General features: G+C 70.1%; 11 protein-coding genes. 6 read left to right on the top strand and 5 right to left on the bottom strand.

Features of this window, described 5'->3' with window-relative positions:
- A partial coding sequence (locus PCA_RS17520) for a transketolase C-terminal domain-containing protein (protein WP_304624772.1) occupies positions 1 to 953 on the top strand: 953 nt, incomplete at its 5' end.
- 51 nt (positions 954 to 1,004) lie between these two features.
- Here the strand turns inward: PCA_RS17520 and prmC are convergent.
- The 4 genes from prmC to PCA_RS04215 form a co-directional block, all read right to left on the bottom strand.
- Entirely contained in the window at positions 1,005 to 1,817 is an 813-nt protein-coding gene (gene prmC / locus PCA_RS04230) for a peptide chain release factor N(5)-glutamine methyltransferase (protein WP_181301311.1), read from the bottom strand.
- A gap of 10 nt (positions 1,818 to 1,827) precedes the next feature.
- Positions 1,828 to 5,922, bottom strand: a complete 4,095-nt coding sequence (locus PCA_RS04225; protein ID WP_181301309.1) for a hypothetical protein — start codon at positions 5,920 to 5,922, stop codon at positions 1,828 to 1,830.
- Positions 5,923 to 6,163: 241 nt separating this feature from the next.
- Positions 6,164 to 7,132, bottom strand: coding sequence for a hypothetical protein (locus PCA_RS04220; RefSeq protein WP_181301307.1), 969 nt, complete (start codon positions 7,130 to 7,132; stop codon positions 6,164 to 6,166).
- A 161-nt stretch (positions 7,133 to 7,293) separates the two neighbouring features.
- Complete coding sequence (locus PCA_RS04215) at positions 7,294 to 9,996, bottom strand: M1 family metallopeptidase (protein WP_181301306.1); 2,703 nt, start codon at positions 9,994 to 9,996, stop codon at positions 7,294 to 7,296.
- Positions 9,997 to 10,187: 191 nt separating this feature from the next.
- Between PCA_RS04215 and PCA_RS04210 the strand changes: the two genes are divergently transcribed.
- Positions 10,188 to 10,934 (top strand): response regulator transcription factor, encoded by a 747-nt coding sequence (locus tag PCA_RS04210; RefSeq protein WP_181301304.1) that lies wholly within the window; start codon positions 10,188 to 10,190, stop codon positions 10,932 to 10,934.
- Here PCA_RS04210 and PCA_RS17775 read toward each other — a convergent pair.
- On the bottom strand, positions 10,921 to 12,300 hold the full coding sequence (locus tag PCA_RS17775) for a HAMP domain-containing sensor histidine kinase (RefSeq protein WP_181301302.1): 1,380 nt from the start codon (positions 12,298 to 12,300) through the stop codon (positions 10,921 to 10,923). The two genes, PCA_RS04210 and PCA_RS17775, sit on opposite strands and share 14 nt — an antisense overlap.
- Before the next feature lie 466 nt (positions 12,301 to 12,766).
- On the opposite strand from PCA_RS17775, the gene PCA_RS17510 reads away from it, so the two are divergent.
- From PCA_RS17510 to PCA_RS04185, 4 genes are all read left to right on the top strand, one after another.
- The gene (locus tag PCA_RS17510) at positions 12,767 to 15,691 is read left to right on the top strand and encodes an ESPR-type extended signal peptide-containing protein (protein WP_181301300.1); all 2,925 of its coding nucleotides are present in this window, start codon (positions 12,767 to 12,769) and stop codon (positions 15,689 to 15,691) included.
- Between the two features lie 183 nt (positions 15,692 to 15,874).
- Positions 15,875 to 17,794 carry a S8 family peptidase gene (locus PCA_RS04195; RefSeq protein ID WP_181301298.1) on the top strand — a complete coding sequence of 640 codons (1,920 nt, stop codon included), beginning with the start codon at positions 15,875 to 15,877 and terminating at the stop codon, positions 17,792 to 17,794.
- Positions 17,795 to 17,915: 121 nt separating this feature from the next.
- Entirely contained in the window at positions 17,916 to 18,896 is a 981-nt protein-coding gene (gene oxyR, locus PCA_RS04190) for a DNA-binding transcriptional regulator OxyR (RefSeq protein WP_181301296.1), read from the top strand.
- A 274-nt stretch (positions 18,897 to 19,170) separates the two neighbouring features.
- Positions 19,171 to 19,590 (top strand): rubrerythrin family protein, encoded by a 420-nt coding sequence (locus PCA_RS04185; protein ID WP_181301295.1) that lies wholly within the window; start codon positions 19,171 to 19,173, stop codon positions 19,588 to 19,590.
- Positions 19,591 to 19,624 lie beyond the last annotated feature (34 nt).

The following is a 19,624-nucleotide window of genomic DNA, read 5'->3' as shown; positions in this document are numbered from 1 at the left end:
TCGCTGAAGATGTCGGTGTAGGTGGGTTTGGCGGGTGCGCCCTTCTTCACCAGGCCGCCGCCGACGAACGCCTGCTGGGCATCACGCCCGCGATGCGCGAAGGCTCGGGGCTGGTGCGCTTCTCCAAGGAATACCCCGAGCGCTACTTCGACGTGGCGATCGCCGAGCAGCACGCGGTGACGCTGGCCGCGGGCATGGCCTGCGAAGGCGCCAAGCCGGTGGTGGCGATCTACTCCACCTTCCTGCAGCGCGCCTACGACCAGGCGATCCACGACGTGGCGCTGCAGAACCTCGACGTCACCTTCGCGATCGACCGCGCCGGCGTGGTGGGCCCGGACGGCGCCACGCATGCCGGCAGCTTCGACCTCAGCTTCCTGCGCTGCCTGCCGAACATGGTGATCATGGCGCCGGCCGACGAGAACGAATGCCGGACGATGCTCAGCACCGGCTTCCAGTACGCCGGCCCCGCCGCCGTCCGCTATCCGCGCGGCACCGGCCCCGGCGTCGCCATCCACCATGAGCTCGATACCTTGCCGATCGGCAAGGCCGAGCTGCGCCGCCGCGGCCACGGCCTCGCCCTGCTCAGCTTCGGCGCGATGCTGGCGCCCGCCGCGGTGATCGCCGGCGAGCTCGACGCCACCCTCGTCAACATGCGCTTCGTGAAGCCGCTGGACGAGGCGCTGATCGTCGAACTGGCCAGGACCCACGACGCCTTCGTCACGCTGGAGGACAACGCCGTCGCCGGCGGCGCCGGCTCCGCCGTGGCCGAATGCCTCGCCGCGCACGGCATCGTGAAACCCATCCTGCATCTCGGCCTGCCGGACGCCTACCTCGAACACGGCAGTCGCGAGGAAGTGCTCAGCATGGCCGGCCTCGACCTGCCCGGCATCCGCCGCGCGATCCACGCGCGCTTCCCGCAGTCGATCGGCAGCAGCATCGCCCACGCGAGCTGAGTTCGCCCGCTGGTCATGCAAAGCCGCCCCGCCTGCGCGGGGCGGCTTCGTTCAAGGGATCGCCCAGCGACCGCCGCTCACCCGGTCGCGCGCTTCCAGATCCTGCGCGGTGAACACCTGGACATAGCCTGCCTCGCGCAGCAGCGCACGCGCGGCTGCGCCCTGGTTCCAGCCATGCTCGAACAGCAGCCAGCCGTCGGCGTCGAGATGCCCGGGTGCGCCGGCGACGATGCGCCGGATGTCGTCGAGGCCGTCGGCGCCGGAAGCCAGCGCGGAAGCGGGCTCGAAGCGCAGGTCGCCCTGCGCGAGATGCGGATCGGCGGCCTCGATGTACGGCGGGTTGGAAACGATCAGCGCGAACCGCTGGCCCGCCAGCGGCGCCAGCCAGTCGCCCTGCGCGAAACGCAGGTTGCCGACGCCGAGCCGCTGCGCGTTGCGTCGCGCCACAGCCAGTGCATCCGCGCTCGCGTCCGTGGCCAGCACCTGCGCCTGCGGGCACTCGCTGGCGATCGCCAGCGCGATCGCGCCGCTGCCGGTGCCGAGATCGGCCACGCCTGCCGCCGCATCGCGCGTCAGCCGTTCCAGCGCCAGTTCCACCAGCAACTCGGTCTCCGGCCGCGGGATCAGCGTGGCCGGCGTCACTTCCAGCTCCAGCGTCCAGAAACCGCGGCGACCGGTGAGATAGGCCACCGGCTCGCCGGCTTCGCGCCGCGCGACCAGGGCCTCGAAGGCCGTCTGGACCTCCATATCCACGGCATCGTCCGCATGCGCGAACAGCCAGCCGCGCGACTGCCCGAGCGCATGCAGCAGCAGCGCCTCGGCATCGGCACGCTCGCCGAGACGGTTCGCGGCAGCCCTCAGCATGGCGCGCGCATCAGCCACCCGGCGACTGCTCCTTCGAGGGCGGCAGGGGCGGCACCGGGGTTCCCGCTTTCGGTTCGCGCTTGCGCCAGTAGCCGCCGTGCGTCCATGCGGCGAACGCCCACTGCAGCCAGCCGATCAGGGTGAAGGCCAGCCACAGCGCCCACGCCAGGATGGCCAGCTTGTAGAACCACAGCGAGACGCTGAGCACGCCGCCGACCGGCAGCACGCCGTTGCCCTGGTCGGCGAACCAGCGCAGGCGCCATGCGTGGGAGCCATTGCCGACCACGTGCATGTCGGGTACGCCCAGCAGCCCCTTGGGCACCGCGGCCACCAGCACGGCCAACGCCACCACGGTGAGCAGGGCCAGTCCGAGCTGCACGAGGTTGAACCGCATCGCCGGTAGCTTTTCCGCCGGCGTCCAGCGTGCGCGCAACCCGGTGAGGATCAGCCACGCCACCACCAGCGCGAACGCGCCCCAGGCGAAGGCGGAGAAGCCCAGCCCCAGCAGCAGCCAGTGGCGGAAACGCAGCGGCGTGGGCGCATAACGGGCCAGCAGCCATGCAACCAGCAGCAACACCACCAGCTGCGACCAGTACGTCACCGCCGGGCCGGTGGTCGGTCCCCACGTCCATAGCACCCAGCGGTCCTGCGGCAGATGGAGTTCGCTGCTGATGTTCGCCACCGGCGCATCCAGCGCGAACGATGGCGTGACGATGCGCGTCGCCACGCCCTGCGGCACGCGCAGCCGGATGCGGTAGTAGTGCGAGCCGGGCAGCAGCGGCAGCCCGAGCTTGCCGTTGCGCACGGCAAGGTTCACCGGCGCATCGTCGCGGCTCGCCTCCAGCAACTCCGCGCCTGCCGGCAGCGCGATCGCGTGCTCGCCGCCGCGCGTGCTGCGCGCGGTCAGCGCGAGCGTAGTTTCGGTGCTGCGTTCGCCCGTGTCGGCCTGCACGTCCACCGCATCGAACGCGAGACTGCCGCCGTCGATCGCCACCGGCTGGCTGAAACCGAGTTGCAGCGTTTCGCCGGGCAGCGGCTGGAAGCGCAGGCCGTCGTCGCTGGCGCTGGTCGGCACGCCTTGCGCATCGACGTGCCACATCGGTGCGGCGACCACCTCCCAGACTTCCGCACGCTCGCCCAGCGCCGGCGCTGTGAGCGCGAGCCTGGTGGCGTGATCGAGCCGGCTGGTCCAGCGTACCTGGCGGCTGCCGGTGTTGAAGGCGATGTCGATGCGGCCGTTCTTCACCAGCGCGCCGTCGCCCTGCGGATGCTCGCCGGGAAGCAGCGGCAGGCTGAGGCTGAAGCCGCCGTCCGCGGGCGCGATGCGCTCGACGGTGTTTTCCACCTGCCAGTCCACGCCCAGCAGCAGGCGGCGGGTCAGGCGCACGTAAGGCGGGAAATCCTGGGCGGCCAGCGCCTGCTTGCCGTTGTCGTCGACGCGCACGCGCTGCAGCGCGAGGCTGTCGCCCAGCATGCGTCCGGCATCCACGCCGTCCAGCGACCAGCCCTGCCCGCTGAACGCCACGCGTTGCGGGCGCAGGGCGAAACGCAGGCTGGCGCTGTCCGCCGCGCCGATGCGATAGCGCAGGCCGATGCGATGCACGCCGCGGTCGAGGCGAAGCACGGCGGTGTCGTCGTCGCGGGCCAGCACCGCGGGGTGGCCGTCCACGCTGGCATCCAGCCATTGCAGCGCCGCGTCGGGCTGCGGCAACGGCAACGCCACGGTGGCGCCGGCGTTCACGTCCAGCGCCACTTCCAGCGCGTCGCCGCTGGCCTTCAGTTGCGCCTGCGCCACCGCGGCGCAGTCCGGCGCGCATTTCGGCGCCTCGGTGAGGCGAGCCTTCAACTGGTCCAGCAGGCGCTGGTCGGGCAGGTTCTGTGCGTGCGAAACCGACGGCAGCAGCGCGATGGCGAGCAGCAGCGCACCTGCCGCGTTGGCACCACGCGCGGCAGGCCTGGCAACGCGCCACGGACGCAGGCTGGCGAGCAGTTTCGCCAGCAGGGCCGCCAGCAGGGCGACCATCGCCACGCGCAGCAGGCGCACCAGCCAGCGCGGTGCGATCAGCAGGCGCGTGGTCTGCTCCGCGCTCACCGGGCCGGACCAGCCGAGCTGGTAGTTGTTGCCCTGATCCCAGTTCGGCGTACCGGCGCCGGCCTGGATGGGGCTGCGGCTGTCGAAGTCGGCGAGTCCGGGGCCAGACAGTGCGTTGGCCGAGACGGCGATGGAATCCAGCTTCGCAAGCTTGGCTGCGCTCATACGCAGCGACGACGGGGCGGGAGCAGCCGCAGGTGCGGGCGCCGATGCTTGCATTGCCTTATCAGCTTCCTCTTCCTGTGCTTGCGCTTCCTGCCTCGACGGCTGGCGCAGTTGCGCTTCGGCATACAGCCCTTGCGCGAAGGTCCCGCCCTCCAACGACGGATGCAAGGCGTACTGCAACTGTCGCGCCGCAAACGGCAGCGCCCACAGCACCGCCAACGCAAACAGCGCGAGGGTGGCGCCGCGTACCACCACGCGCAGGCGTCCTTCCGGCAACGCACGCAGCAGCAGCGCCAGCAGCAGTCCTGTCGCCAGGGTCCACAACGGTGCACCGCCTTCATGGCGGCCCAACGCCAGGTACAGCGCCGCCAGCAGGGCCCAGCGCCAGCCGAGCAGGCGGCCGGCCAGCAAGGCGACCAGCGCGAGCACGAACAGGTCGAGCAGGCTCCATTGCGCGACCCAGGTATCCGGCGCGCGATCCGCACCGGGCGCCGCGACCAGGCGGTAACCGGAAGGCAGATGCAGGTTCGCATCGATGCCCTCCAGCGGCAGCTGCCAGCCGGAACTGGGGATGGCGCCGCCGTGTGCGGACAGGCGCAGGCCGGCGTCCAGATCGAGCTTGCTGGTGCGCAGTTCCACGCCGCTGCGGCCGTCGCCGCCCTTGCTGACCAGCAACGGCTTGCCGCCCTCGCTGGCGTGCTGAAGCAGCCACGGCGCGCTCGCCTCCAGCCGCTGATGATGACGCAGCTCGCCGCGCAGATGGTCGGCCGCGCGCAGGCCGCTGCCGTCGAAATCCAGCCACAATTCGCGCCGCAGGCGGATCTGGTCGCCCTTGCCGCCCTCGTTGCCGCGTGCGCCGGCAGCGATGGTCAGGCCCGTGTCGTCGTTCAAGGCGAACGCGGGCAGATCGCTCCAGTCGCCGGGCACGCCGGCCTGCGCAGCGTCGACGGCCTGCCCTTCGGCGCGGCTGCCGCGCAGCGCCGGATCGTCGCGATAGCTCCAGGTTTCCTGGCGCGGCCAGGGCGCGGCGGGCAGCTTGAGCGCCACCTTTTCCAGCGGCGCGGTGGCGCGCGCATGCAGGGTCAGCACCCAATGCCCCGAGCGCAGCTGCACGCGCAGGCGGCCGTCGTTTTCCAGCCGCGCCGGCAAGTCGCCGTCGAGCGCGGTGGCAACGAAGCCTGCAGGCAGGACCGGCCCGAGCAGGACCTCGCGCGCGCTGCCGGCCACGTCGAGCTGCAGTTGCGTCTGCAGCGTGGCGGGCAGGCCGTCGCCGAGCTCGCGGTAGACGCGCAGCGACAAGGCATCGGCGGTGCGTTGCGCGGCGGCGGCTTCGCCCAGCGTAAGTTCGTCGCCGTTGCGTTCCACGTGCGACACCGCCGCGCCGTCCAGGCTCAGCGCGACCAGGCCGATCTCCGCCGGCACGCGCAGGCGCGACGGCCGTTCCGTCCACGGCAGCGAGCCGCGCAGCTGATAGTCGCCGGGCGCCAGCCACAGCATCGGCCGATCGTCGTGCTGCAGCACCACGGCAGGCTGGTTGTTCGCCGTCACCGACTGCGGCCACGCGTGCTCGTCGCCCGGCAATGCCACCCAGCTCGGCGCGTCCACGTGCACATCGAGGCTGAAGCGCGCGCCGTCCTTGCCGGCATCCAGCGCAAGCCAGCCGGGCCATGCGCACTGGCTGCCGTCGGCGCCGGGCGCGTGGCCGGCGGGGAACGGGCAGGCATGCTGCGGCACGTCGTGCAGCACCCAGCCTTGCCAGTCGCGCAGGGGCGCCGGTACGTCCTGCGCCGGCAAGGGCGCGGCCAGCAGCAGCCAGAGGGCCAACAATCCTGTCAGTCGAGCAAGCATGCGTTTCTCTCCATGTGTCACGCGTCCGTCAAGTGTAAGGGCCTGTGCGATACATCTGCACGGTGCGTGCCGCTTTGTCGCGTCGCAACCCGAAGACCCGGGAGTGGCTTTTGCCGAAGTGAGGGGGGGGGGGGGCGACAGCCAGGGAATATCCGACTTTGCCCGTCATCCCGGCGAAGGCTGGAATGACGGGCAAGCCAGTCGATTGATCGGACCATCCCTGGCTGCCGTTGCTACCGGCTCATTCCGAAACCGCCAGCACGCATTCGTCGGCGCCGAAGCTGCGGCAGCAGACGGGAAAGATCGACAGGCCGCCCGGCGCGATGGCCGGCCCCAGCAGGCCCTCCAGGAAGCCGCCGAAGAAGCTGCAGCCCGAATGGTCGTTTTCGGCGCACAACGGGCTGTGCCTGATGTGCAGCCGGCCGCCCTGCTGGTCGATCTCGGCGAACGCATGCAGCGCAGGCACGCCGATGGAAGCGAGCGCCGCCCCCAGGCCCAGCCCGGTGTCGAGCGCGTATTCGCGTGCGAACAGCCATGCACCGACGCGCTGCCCTGCCAGTTGCAGCGAGGCTTCGCGTGCTCCGGCAGGCACGGCGCGATCCAGCGCCAGCAGGCGCGGCACGATGCGCGGGTAATCCTGCTCCAGCGCGGCAAGCGCCTGGTCGACGGCCGGCACATCCGCCGGAAGCACCGGCACGTCGATGAACGGCTCGGGCGCCGGTTCGGCAGGCAGGGCGGGCGACGGCTGGCGCGGGCGCACCACGATGAATTCCTCGAACGATTCGGGCGTGGTCGCGTCAACCGCGGCTGCGGGTGGCAGCGACGGCGGCGCGTCACCCTTGTCCACCACCGGCGTATCCGCATCGGCTGTCTCCACCGCCCCGGCGGAAACGGGTTCCGGCGGTGGCGCCGGCGGCGGCGTGTAGTCGGTGTCGATCCGGCGCGTGGCGGCGAAATGCGGCCGCGGCTCGCCGTCGACGGCAGGTTCGAGTTCGAAGCTGACGAGTCGTTCGCAACTGGCCAGCGCGGCACGCAGCGTGCGCTTCTTGAACCACGAGCCGCGCACGACCATGGACAGCAGGGTTCCGTGCGGGTCCTGCACCAGCCGCTGTCGCACCAGCGTGTAGCCGCAGGTACCGGCCAGACGGCCAACCTCGACGAGCAGGCCCTCGCGTTGCAGCGCGAGCGCCTGGATTTCCAACTCGATCATGCGTCCCCCTGTAGACGATGTCGGTGGGTTGATTGGGCGCCCATGCTACGACAACGGCCGTGGCAATGGCTTGCATCGCGGCGCGCCGGACGGACGCGCGAACGCCCGAAACGACAGGCCCCGCCGAGGCGGGGCCTGTCGCCATGCCTGCACGCAAGCGATCAGCGCGTGATCGATGCCGGGTCCTGCTTCGCGGTCAGCGCCGTGCACAGCTCGATCGACTCGGTGGTCTGTGCCAGGCCGCGGGCGATGCCGGCGGCATCATCCACGCGCGGCTTGAAGAAGGCCTGCAGGCGCTGCGCCTCGGCCGTCGAGCAGCCGCCGCCTGCGGCCAGCATCGGCAGGAAACCGCCGGCAAAGCTGCCGGTGCGCTTGATGATCTGCGTGTAGTGGCCGTTGAACCAGGTCCACATCGCATCGCGGCGGGCCAGGGTATTGCGGCCGGCGCGCAGCAGCGAGGCCATCTCGCCCACCTTGACCGGCTTGGTCAGCGCGAAGTCGCGCACCTCGTCGGTGAGCGCGGGATCGTCCACGCTCGCGAGGCCGCCGAGGATGCCGTTGCGCAGCGCCGGATCGCTGGTCTGCGGCAGTTCGGCGATCAGCGCATCCACCGCCGGCTTGCCCTGAGTCTGCACGGCCACGCCCAGCGCGTCGCCCAGCAGGTCGGGGTTGGCGGCGGCGAGATTCAGGCGGCCGTCGGCGTTCTTCTGCAGCGCGGCCTCGCCCTGCTTCAGCAGTTCCGCGCGCACCTCAGGCAGCTTGAAGTCGAGGCCGAGCGCAGCGGCGAGCGTGCTGCGCAGCAGGGAATCGTCCTCCGACTCGCCGGCCTTGCGCTGGTAGCCGAGCTGTTCGAGCTTCGGCAGGTAGGCGGCCTTCGCCCAGTCCGCGATATGCGCGCGCTGGGCGTCGGTCTTGGCGATGCGGTGATAGATCCATTCGAGCTGGCTCAGCGGCGCGGTGAACACCTGGCGCGTCTTCGATTCGGTGAGCGGCCTGAGCGCGGCCAGCACCTGGCCGGCGTCGAGGTCGCCGTGCCTGAAGCTGGCGTCGATCGCGTCGGCATAGGCGAGCTGCTCGGTATCGCCGAGTTTGGCGACCTGTTTCTCCAGCGCGGCGAGCTCGCCCTTGTCGAGGCTGAAGCGGTAGTAGCCGGCGGCGTTCGCGTTCGGCATCACCCACGTGGGCTTGCTGGCGCCGGGCAGCGCCACCGAGCCGGAGGCCTTGTCGAGCATGTCGCAGGCCACCTTGCTGGACGGCGCTCCATCCTTGCCGCTGGCGGGAGTGCCGTAGCGCACGCACACCGGAATGCCCCAGACGCGCTGGCTGTCGCCGCGGCTGCCCAGCGGCAGGTAACGGCTCTGCTTCAGCTCCAGCACGGCCTGACCGTTCTTCTGTGCCAACCTGGTCTGCACGTAGGGCACGCCGGACTGGTCGAGGAAGCTCTTGAACGCGTGCTTGAATGCATCGCCCTTGCCTGCCGCGGTGGCGATTGCGCCGACCAGGTCGTCGGCGGTGGCGTTGCCGAACTTGTGCGCCTGGATGTAGGCGCGCATGCCCTTCTGGAAGGTCTGCTCGCCCACGTAGTTCTCGAACATGCCGATCACCGCGGCACCCTTCTGGTAGGTGATGCCGTCGAACGCAGTCATGATGTCGCCGTTGCCGGTGATCGGCTGGCGGATCTCGCGCGCGCTGACCAGGCTGTCGCTGCCCATCGCACCCTGCGCGCCATGGATGCGGTCGAGGTCGGCGCGGTATTCGGGATGCACTTCCTCGGTGACCTTCTGCTGCATCCAGGTGGCGAAGGCTTCGTTGAGCCAGATGTCGTTCCACCAGGCCAGCGTCACGGTGTCGCCGGTCCACTGGTGGGCCAGCTCGTGCGCGGTGACGTTGAACGAGCCGCGCACGTTGCGCGCGGGCGAATCCTTGTCGAGCAGCAGCAGCCAGTCGCGGAAGGTGACCAGGCCCGCGTTCTCCATCGCGCCGGCGGAGAAGTCGGGCGCGGCGAGCACGTCCAGCTTGTCCCACGGATAACCGAAGCCGTAGTAGTTCTCCAGCGCGTGGATGATGCTCGGCGTCTCGGAGATCACGTGGCTCATGCGATGCGCCTCGCCGGCGGCGGCGATGCCGCGCAGCGGCAGCGGCGTGCTGCGGTAGGTGTCGGGCGCGATTTCCGAGGTCCTGGTGATGTCCCACGGGCCGACGGCGAAGGCCACGAGGTAGGTCGGCAGCGGCAGGGTCTGCGCGAAGCTCACCGTCTTCCAGCCCTTCCCGGCCGGCTGCTCGCTCACCTGCTGGGTGTTCGCCACCGCCACGTCCTTCTCGGGCAGGGTGATGGAAATGTCGAACGGAGTCTTGAAGCCGGGCTCGTCGAAGCTCGGGAACGCGAAGCGCGCGCTGATCGGCTCCATCTGCGTCATCGCGTAGGACTGGCCCTTCGCGGTGACCTTGTACAGGCCCTGCAACTGCGCGTTGAGCGGCGCGGTGTATTCGAACCGCAGCGTGATCTCGCCGGGTTGCAGCGTGCTGCCGAAATCCACGCGCACCACGCCGGCCTTCGGGTCCACGTCCACGTATTTCGCGTCGTGCGTCGCACCCTTGGCGTCGGCGACCGTCACCTTCGACACCTTCAGCTCGGCGCCGTCCAGCCACACGTGGTCGGAGGCCTGGCCGAGCTTCACCTTGATCGTGGTGGTGCCCGAGAAATCCTGTTGCGCCGGGTCCACCTTGAACGCGATCCGGTAGGACTGCGGCACCGCCCACGACGGCAGGCGCCCACGGGGCGCCTGGTCGGCGCCGGCGGCAAACGCCAGCCCGCAGCCGGCGGCCAGGGCGGTGAACAGGAGAGGGCGGATGTGGCGATGCATGTGCGGTTCCCCGGAAATCTGTACAGGAGCCAGCCACGCTAGGCGGCACATGACTTTCCACACAGTGCCATAAGGCATGTCCGGCCGCCCGCAGACCACCCTGGCCCTCCCGTCTCGGCGCGCGGGCATACAGGGTCGGCGCAGGAAATTGCTATAGTCCGACCATATGTAGCTCGTCGCCGGACCCGCCGATGTCCCAGCCCCCCAGCACCGTCCGTACCGGCACGCAGCCACTCCGCATCGCCCTGCTCGAAGACGATGCCGAACTGCGCGAACGCATCCTGGTGCCGGGCCTGCAGGACTACGGTTTCGACGTCACCGGCACCGGCACCGCCGCCGACCTGTACCGCAGCATGCTGACCCGGGCCTTCGACATCGTGGTGCTGGACATCGGCCTGCCCGGCGAGAGCGGCCTCACCGTGGCACGCCACCTGCGCGACATCTCGACCATGGGCATCGTCATGCTGACCGGCAACCACGGCAGGCGCGACCAGGTGCATGCGCTGAGCGTGGGCGCGGACGCCTACCTCTCCAAGCCCGTGGACATCGAAGTGCTGGCCGCCACCCTGCACAGCCTGGGCCGGCGGCTGGCGGGCGCCGCCGGCGCCCCGCCCCTGGCGCCGGCAGCCACCACTCCTGCCCCGGCAGCATGGCAACTGGACACCGATGGCTGGCGGCTGGCCTCGCCCAGCGGCATCCCGCTCGCGCTGACCGCTCCCGAACGCTCGCTGCTCAAGGCGCTCGTCGCGGCGGAAGGCCAGCCCGTGGCGCGCGACACGCTGATCGCCGCGCTGTGCTCGGACGTCTACGACTTCGATCCGCACCGCCTGGAAATGCTGGTGCACCGCCTGCGCCGCAAGGCGCTCGACGCCGGCACCGGCGAGCTGCCCCTGCTGACCGCCCGGGGCTTCGGCTACCTGTTCGTCAGCCGGCCCTGACCGGCATCAGCGCGACACCCGCGCCATCGCCCGCACGCGGCAGGCGGATGTGGAAGCTGGTGCCGCGCCCCGGCACGCTGTGCGCGGCAATCGTGCCGCCCGCCGCCTGCACCAGGTCGCGCACCACCGCCAGCCCCAGCCCGGTGCCGCTGCCCGTGGGCTTGGTGGTGTAGAAGGGCTCGAACATGTGCTCCTGCACCTGCGCCGACATGCCGTGGCCGGTGTCCTCCACGTCGAGCTCCACGACATCGTCCAGCAGATGGACGTGCAGGTGGAAACAGCCGCCGTCCGGCATCGCGTCGCGCGCGTTGGCCGCCATGTTCATCAGGGCCAGTTCCAGCTGGCCTCGATCCATGCGCACCCAGGCAGGCGCCTCCGCCTGCACCTCGACCTGGATATCCGCCTCGAACAGCTGGCGCAGCATCGGCTGCAGCTCGCGCAAGGCCTGCGCCGCGTCGAACAGCACCGGCTTCGGCACTTCCTGCCGGCCGAAGCTCAGCAGCTTGCGGCTGATCGCCAGCGCGCGCCGCGCGGCCAGTTCCACGCCGCCCATGGCCTCGACCAGGGCCGGCACGCCGCGATCGGCAAGTCGCTCGCGGCGCATCGCGTAACCGAGCACCACGTTCAGCACGTTGTCGAAATCGTGCGCCACGCCGCTGGCGACGCGGCCGACCACTTCCATCTTCTGCGCGTGGACGAGCTGCTGCTGCGCGCGTTCGCGTTCGGCCATCTCGCGTTCCAGCCGCTCCGTCTTGGCGATCGACTCGGCCAGGGCCTCGCGCAATGCGGTGACGGTGCGGTCGACGATGATCGCGATCAGCAGGTAGGCGCCGGTGGTGGCGATGATGATGCCCGTGGCGACCAGCGCGGGCCGCTTCTCCGGCACGAAGCCCAGCAGGTTGCTGGCCAGGCAGATCAGGTAGCCGAGCACCTGCAGGGCGGCGATCGTCCACAGCGCGCGGCGGCCCAGCACCAGGCCGCCCAACGCCAGCACCATCATCGGGAACACTTCCACCGAGACGTTCTTCACGTCGACCACGGCGTAGATGGCCACCATCGCCACCAGCGCCGTGCCCAGGAACAGCGAAACCGCCGGGCGGAAACGCCCGCGCCGGATCATCCACACCGCGACGCCCGCGGCCACGCACATCAGCAGGTCGGTGGCGGCATCGAAGGCCAGCGCCGTGCGCCCGTACCAGCGCCCGCTGAGCACGGCCCACAGATAGAGAGCCTTGTTCAACGGCACGAAGACGCAGAAGAACAGCAGCAGCACCTGCACGAAGGGCGCATTGCGGCGATCCACCGGGTCGGTGATGGGCGCGGCGCCAAGCCAGCGATGGATCGATGCCAGGACGGACTTGATCACGCCGCCCGCGCCCCCGGACCATGCTTCGCGCACGGGCGATCGGCTGTCGCCGCCGCGCCAGCCGTGCGAAACGAAACGGCCCCGGCAGACGCGCCGCGCCGCGTGGCCCCATCCGCAACAAGGGTGCGTGCCGCCCCTGAGCGGATCCCGCCTGAAAATTGCCTGCTCACCATCGAACCTCTGCGATCCCCACCCGCTTTGTCTCATTTGGCGACGCTGCAATCAAGCGTGAGATTCGGTGAGGCTCACCGATACGCACGAAACCGCGCAAGGAACAGTGCGTGACTTGCCCGCGCCACCTGGCGAATGCTCGTCCATAAGCGACGCCATGGCCCATAGCCGTCTAGGCGTCCAATCGCGATGCGCGCCACGCATGGGGATGCGGGTGCACATCGCCGTGATGCCGTCCGCATTGAGCGGCGCCACGCCATGGTCGTGCGATTACTCATCAGATGGGGAGCAATACGTGAACAAGATTTACAGCAAGGTCTGGAGCAAGTCGCTCAACGCACTGGTGGTCGCCTCCGAATTCGCCCGCGCCAACGGCAAGGCCCGCGCATCCCGCCGCCTGCGCGCATCGCTCGGCGCGCTGGGCCTGGCGACCGGCATCCTCGGCAGCGCCCACGCTGCCACCGTCGACCAACCGGCGGGCGCCCAGACGGTCGCAGCACCCGCCCCCATCGACGCCACCCCCAGCGAAACGGCCAATCCGGTTGATGGCAGCTTCGCCACCGGCAGCGGCACCGCCACCGGCGCAAACGCCACCGCCGTGGGCAAGGGCGCCACCGCCACCGGCAACGGCACCACCGCCGTGGGCGGCGCCAGCAAGGCCAGCAAGATCAGCGCCTCGGCCTTCGGCAGCAATGCCAACGCCGCCGACACCAACACCACCGCCTTGGGCGCCAACACCCAGGCGCTGGCGGCCACCGCCAGCGCGATCGGTTCCAACGCCCAGGCGCGCGCCAGGGGCGCCACCGCCGTGGGCTACGACAGCCGCGTGCTGGATACCGCCGACAATGGCACTGCAGTCGGCAACGCCAGCCGCGCCAACGCGAAGAACAGCGTGGCGCTCGGTGCAGGCAGCATCGCCGCTCGCGAGAACAGCGTGTCGGTGGGCATGGTGGGCGCCGAACGCCAGATCGCCAATGTTGCGGCGGGCACGGAAGCCACCGACGCGGTGAACAAGGAGCAGTTGGACGCAGTGGCGAATGCGACATCGGCATCGAGCCACTACTTCGCCGCCAACGGCAACGGTGACGGCAGCGACGACGCCCAGGCGCTGGGCGACTACGCCACCGCCATCGGCTCGGGCAGCTTCGCCATGGCCGCCGGCACCACCGCCGTCGGCAGCGGCGCCAACGCCATCGGCCTGTTCGCCACCGCCACCGGCTACGGCAGCGTCGCCCAGGGCGCCCACAGCGCCGCCTATGGCGAGAACGCACAGGCCACCGCCGCCAGCAGCATCGCCATCGGCTCGAACAGTTCCGCACAGGGCCCTTCCAGCATCGCGATGGGCTCCCTCAGCCAGACCCAGAGTTCCGGTGCGATCGCCATCGGCCCGTCTTCCGTCGCCGCCGGCATGGGCGCTACCGCCGTCGGCATGTTCGCCACGGCCAAGGGCTTCCAGAACACCTCCGCCTTCGGCATGGCCGCCACCGCCACCGCCTGGGAAGCCACCGCGCTCGGCGGCGGCTCCCTCGCGAGCGGCCTGTTCTCCACCGCCGTGGGCGCGGAGAGCCAGGCCACCAACCTCGGTACCGCCGTCGGCCAGAAAGCCATCGCCGGCACCGCCGGCGCCGCCTTCGGCGTGCAGGCCGTGGCCGGCGTCACCGGCATCGCGATCGGCAACAACAGCGTCAGCGACGAGGCGGGCACTGCCGTCGGCTTCAATGCGCTGGCCGGCAAGGACGCGAAGAGCGCGACCGCCGGCAAGGCATCCACCGCCGTGGGCAACGAAGCCTGGGCCACCGAGGACGGTGCCAGCGTGCTCGGCTACAACAGCTATGCGCAGGCCGTGAACGCCACCGTGCTCGGCTCCAACGCCTGGGTCACCAAGGACGCCGTGAACAGCGTCTCGCTGGGCGCCAACTCCCTTGCCGACCGCGCCAACACCGTCTCCGTCGGCGCCTCGCACGACTGGACCGATACCGCCGGCGTGGTCCACGCCGCCAACACCCGCCAGATCGCCAATGTTGCCGCCGGCACCGAGGGCACCGACGCGGTGAACGTGCAGCAGCTGCAGGATGCGGTCGGCGGCCTCGATGGCCAGATCGCGAATGCGGTCGCCTACGACGACACCGGCAAGGCCAAGGTCACGCTGGCCGGCAGCAACGGCACCACGCTGGCCAACGTCACGGCAGGCATGCTGAGCGCCACCAGCATGGAAGCGGTCAATGGCGGCCAGTTGTTCAAGCTCGCCGACGATATCGCCCAGGTGCTGGGCGGCGGCGCGAGCATGGGCGCAGCGGGCTTCCTCGGACCCGTCTACACCCTGCAGAGCGGCAGCTACTACAGCGTGGGCGACGCGCTGGGCGCGCTGGACGGCGCGATCGGCAGCCTCAGCGGCCGGCTGGACGGCATGCAGACATCGCTGACCGGTGGATCGTGGAAGCTTCCCGAGGGTATCGGCAACGGCATGGCCATCGGCAACAGCAGCGTGGCGAAGGACGGCGGCGACATCGCAATCGGCCATGGCAGCGCGGTAGATGCAGACAACAGCGTCGTGATCGGCACCGGCGCCAGCTCCACCGCGGCAGCCACCGATTCGGTCACGGTGGGCGCCTACGCCAGCAACGATGCCGCCTCCGGCGTCGCGCTCGGTTCCGGCGCCAGCGTGCAGGCCGGCGCGGACAACGCGGTGGCGCTGGGCGCGGGCTCGGTAGCCGACCGCGCCAACACGGTATCGGTGGGCGCGGGGGGCAGCGAACGCCAGATCACCAACGTGGCGGCCGGCACGCAAGGCACCGACGCAGCCAACGTGAGCCAGGTGCAGCAGGCGGTGGTCGACGCCAAGGCCTACGCCGATGCCGGCGACCAGGCGACCCTGTCATCCGCCAAGTCCTATACCGACACCAAGCTGGCCAACACCGTCAGCACGGCCGACTACAACTCGTTCAAGAGCGATGTGAACACGCGCTTCAGCGTCCTGGACACCCGGGTCAGCCGGGTCGGCGCCATGGGCAGCGCGATGTCGGGCATGGCCGGCGCGATCGCCGCGGCACCGGGCACCGACAACCGCGTGAGCGCGGCGGTCGGCGGCTACGGCGGCCAGGGCGCGCTCGCCGTGGGTTATGCGAAACGCATCCCGGGCAACGGCGCGGTGCTGGTCGGCGCCTCCATCGCGGGCGGCGGCGAGTCCAGCGGCACGATCGGCGTCAGCTTCGGCTGGTAAGGCGTCGCGCGCACCGCTCCGCAACGGAGTGGTGCGCGGGCGCGGATTCACCGGTCGCTGCGGCGTCCTTCCATTCCACCCGACACGCAGCGGGCCACCCATGGCTGGCGCACCACGCCGGCCGGACATGGATGTAGGCAGGCCACCCGGCCTTTTCTCGAACCACGATGCGGGGAGCATTGCATGAAGTCATACCGTTCCATCCAACTCGGCGCGCTCGCGGCCGCCCTGGCCCTGGCCCTACCGGTCGCCCACGCCGTCAGCAACGGGCCGCTGCCCACGCCCAAGGTCAACCTCAGCACCACGCAGGCCAACGCCAGCTACGACCGTTTCATCATCACCTACCGTGACGGCAGCGCGGAACGCGGCAACCGCAACGCCGTGGTGCAGAACCTCGGCGCAGCGATCGGCCGCACCGGCCTCGTCCACGCCTCGACGCAGAGCCGCGGCGCGCAGCCGCTCGGCGTCAGCTACAAGCGCCACCTGGCCGTGGGTTCCGAGCTCGTGCACACCTCGCGCAAGCTGAGCCAGAGCGAGGCCAGCGCGCTGATGACGCAGATCGCCGCCGACCCGGCCGTGGCCCATGTCGAGGTCGACACGATGATGCAGGCCGTGCGCGACGTCCAGGCGCCGACGCTGCTCGCTCCGACCCAACTGCTGAACGGCGCCCCGAACGATCCCTACTACGCTTCGAATCAGTGGCACTTCAACAACGCCGTCGGCGGCGCCGACGTCGAGAAAGCCTGGAAACTCGCCGACGGCAACGGCGTCGTGGTGGCGGTGCTCGATACCGGCATCACCCAGCATCCGGACCTGGACCTCTCGCTGGCCGATGCGGGCTATGACTTCATCGTCGACGCCTTCGTCTCGGGACGCGACGCCAACGGCCGCGTGCCCGGCGGCTGGGATACCGGCAACTGGACCAATTCCGAACCGTGGCAGAGCCAGTGCACCGACGCCAGCCATCCGCCCACGACCAGCAACTGGCACGGCACCCACGTGGCCGGCACGATCGCCGAACTGACCGACAACGGCCAGGGCCTTGCCGGCATCGCGCACAATGCGAAGGTGCTGCCGGTGCGCGTGCTCGGCCATTGCGGCGGCTACAACTCGGACATCGCCGACGCCATCGTGTGGGCTTCCGGCGGCCACGTCGACGGCGTACCGGACAACCAGAATCCGGCGCAGGTGATCAACATGAGCCTTGGCGGCGCCGGCGTCTGCAGCGCCAGCGACGTCACCGGCAAGGCGATCGCCGACGCGATCGGCCGCGGCACCACCGTGGTGGCAGCCGCAGGCAACAGCAATGCCGACGCGGCGAACTTCACGCCCGCCAGTTGCCCCGGCGTGATCACCGTGGGCTCGAACGGCATCACCGGCAAGCGCGCGTACTACTCCAACTACGGAACCACGGTGACGATCTCCGCTCCCGGCGGCGGCGTCTACCAGAACGACGACCCCAGCAGCGGCCAGGCCGCCAATCCGCAAGGCTTCGTGTGGTCCACGATCAACGACGGCACAAGCGTGCCCGGCAATGCGGCCTATGGCGGCATGGCCGGCACTTCGCAGGCCACGCCGCACGTGGCTGGCGTCGTCGCCATGATCCTGAGCGCCACCAAAGGTGCGAGCCTGGCCACGCCGACCCCGGCGCAGATCCGCACCCTGCTCACCACCACCGCACGGCCGTTCCCGGTCAGCATCGACAAGCCGATCGGCGTCGGCATCGTGGACACGTGGGCCGCGGTGAACAAGTCGATCGGCGGTCCGGCGCCGGTGGAGACCGTCAAGGCGCTCGCCAACGGCGTGTTGCTCGGCGGCCAGAGCGGCGGCGCAGGCGCGACCTCCCTGTACTCGCTCAACGTGCCGGCAGGTGCCCGCAATCTCAGCCTGCGCACCATGGGCGGCACCGGCGACGTGACCATCTACGTGTCCACCGACACGCCGCCGGCCATCGATGGCAGCGACGCGCTGTACAAGTCGGCGAAGCCGGGCAACAACGAGGCGGTGGTGATCGCGGCGCCGGTGGCCGGCACCTACTACATCCGTGTGGTGGGCGTGGCTGCGTACGCCAAGGTTTCCGTGCTCGGCAACTACCAGCTGTAAACCCGCACGGACGGCTGCAACAGGAAAAGCCGGGACTCCCGGCTTTTCTTTTATCATTACTCCAAGGAATGGTTATTCTCATCACCATCGATTCTGGCTATTGAAGCCGAGAGGTGCCGCGATGAACCTGCGTGACCTGCACTATCTGGTGGCCCTTGCCGAGCAGCGCCATTTCGGCCGCGCGGCGGAAGCCTGCTTCGTCAGCCAGCCCACCTTGTCCACCCAGATCAAGAAGCTGGAAGAAGAGCTGGGCGTGGCGCTGGTGGAGCGCACGCCGCGCAAGGTGCTGCTCACCGACGTGGGCCGCGAGATCGTCGCCCGCGCGCGCGACGTGCTGAACGAGGTGGAGCAGATCAAGGGCATCGCGCGACGCACGCTGGACCCCGAGTCGGGCACCGTGCGCCTGGGCATCTTTCCCACGCTGGGGCCGTACCTGCTGCCGCACGTGGTGCCGCGGGTGCGCCAGCGCTTCCCGCGGCTGGAACTGCTGCTGGTAGAGGAGAAGACCGAGGAGGTGCTGCGCCGCCTGCGCGAAGGCCGCCTCGACGCCGGCATCCTCGCCCTGCCCGTGCACGAGGACAGCCTGCACGCGGAATTCCTGTTCGAGGAACCGTTCCTGCTCGCCGTGCCGCAGTCGCATCCGCTGGCGCGGCGCCCCTCGCTGAAGCTGGCCGATCTCGGCGACCAGAGCCTGCTGCTGCTGGAAGACGGCCACTGCCTGCGCGACCAGGCGCTGGAGGTCTGCCACCTCGCCGGTGCGGGCGAGAAAAGCGGCTTCCGCGCCACCAGCCTGGAAACGCTGCGCCAGATGGTGGCCGCCGACGTCGGCATCACCCTCCTGCCCACGCTGGCGGTGAAACCGCCGGTGGCGCAGGCGCCGAACGTGCAGCTGATCGAATTCCGCGGCAGCCACCCGCCCAGCCGGCGCATCGCGATGCTGTGGCGCAAGAGCTCGGCTATGGGCGGCTTCCTCAAGCAGCTCGCCGGCGTGTTCCGCGACCTGCCGGCGGGCCTGCTCGACCCGCGCGACGTGACCGCGCCAGTCGCAATGACGGATGGGCGCGCGAAACCGCACCGCAATAGCCGGCAACGATCGGACTGATAAGTACAATCAATTTCAACGAAGGCCGGCGCGGCGCTAGTCTCCGATGGTCGCGACCGCTCTGGAGCGTGGGTGGCAGAAACCAGGCGGGCGAGGCAGAGTCGTTTTGAGGCAGGTTTCGTGGCGACTTGAAGGTCCATGGTGGTTCCATGGGCCGAAAGCCGACGCGGAGGATGCCCAAAACGACGAAGCCGCAGCCGCTTGTGTTTCTGCCACCCATGCTCCCTGGCCGCTCCCGCATTTCCCTCCCAGCCCGACGCCACGAGGTGATGTCATGAGCAAGCTGAAAGGCTCGAAGACCGAGCAGAGTCTGAAAGACGCGTTTGCCGGCGAATCCATGGCCAACCGCCGTTACCTCTACTTCGCCGCCAAGGCGGACGTGGAGGGCTACAACGACGTTTCCGCCGTGTTCCGCTCCACCGCCGAAGGCGAGACCGGCCATGCGCACGGCCATCTCGAGTACCTGGAACAGTGCGGCGACCCGGCCACCGGCCTGCCGTTCGGCGAGACCCACGCCAACCTGAAGAGCGCGATCGCCGGCGAGACCCACGAGTACACCGACATGTACCCGGGCATGGCCAGGATCGCGCGCGACGAAGGCTTCGACGAAGTCGCGGACTGGTTCGAGACCCTCGCCAAGGCCGAACGCTCGCACGCCAACCGCTTCACCAAGGCGTTGGGCGAACTGGGCTGAGCCTGGCATTCGAGTCCGCCATCCCCGCACAGGC

Source organism: Rhodanobacter sp. PCA2, from assembly GCF_013620825.1.
Taxonomy (GTDB): Bacteria; Pseudomonadota; Gammaproteobacteria; order Xanthomonadales; family Rhodanobacteraceae; genus Rhodanobacter_A.
The sequence above is the reverse complement of the archived record's forward strand: the minus strand, read 5'-3'. Positions and strand labels throughout refer to the sequence as shown.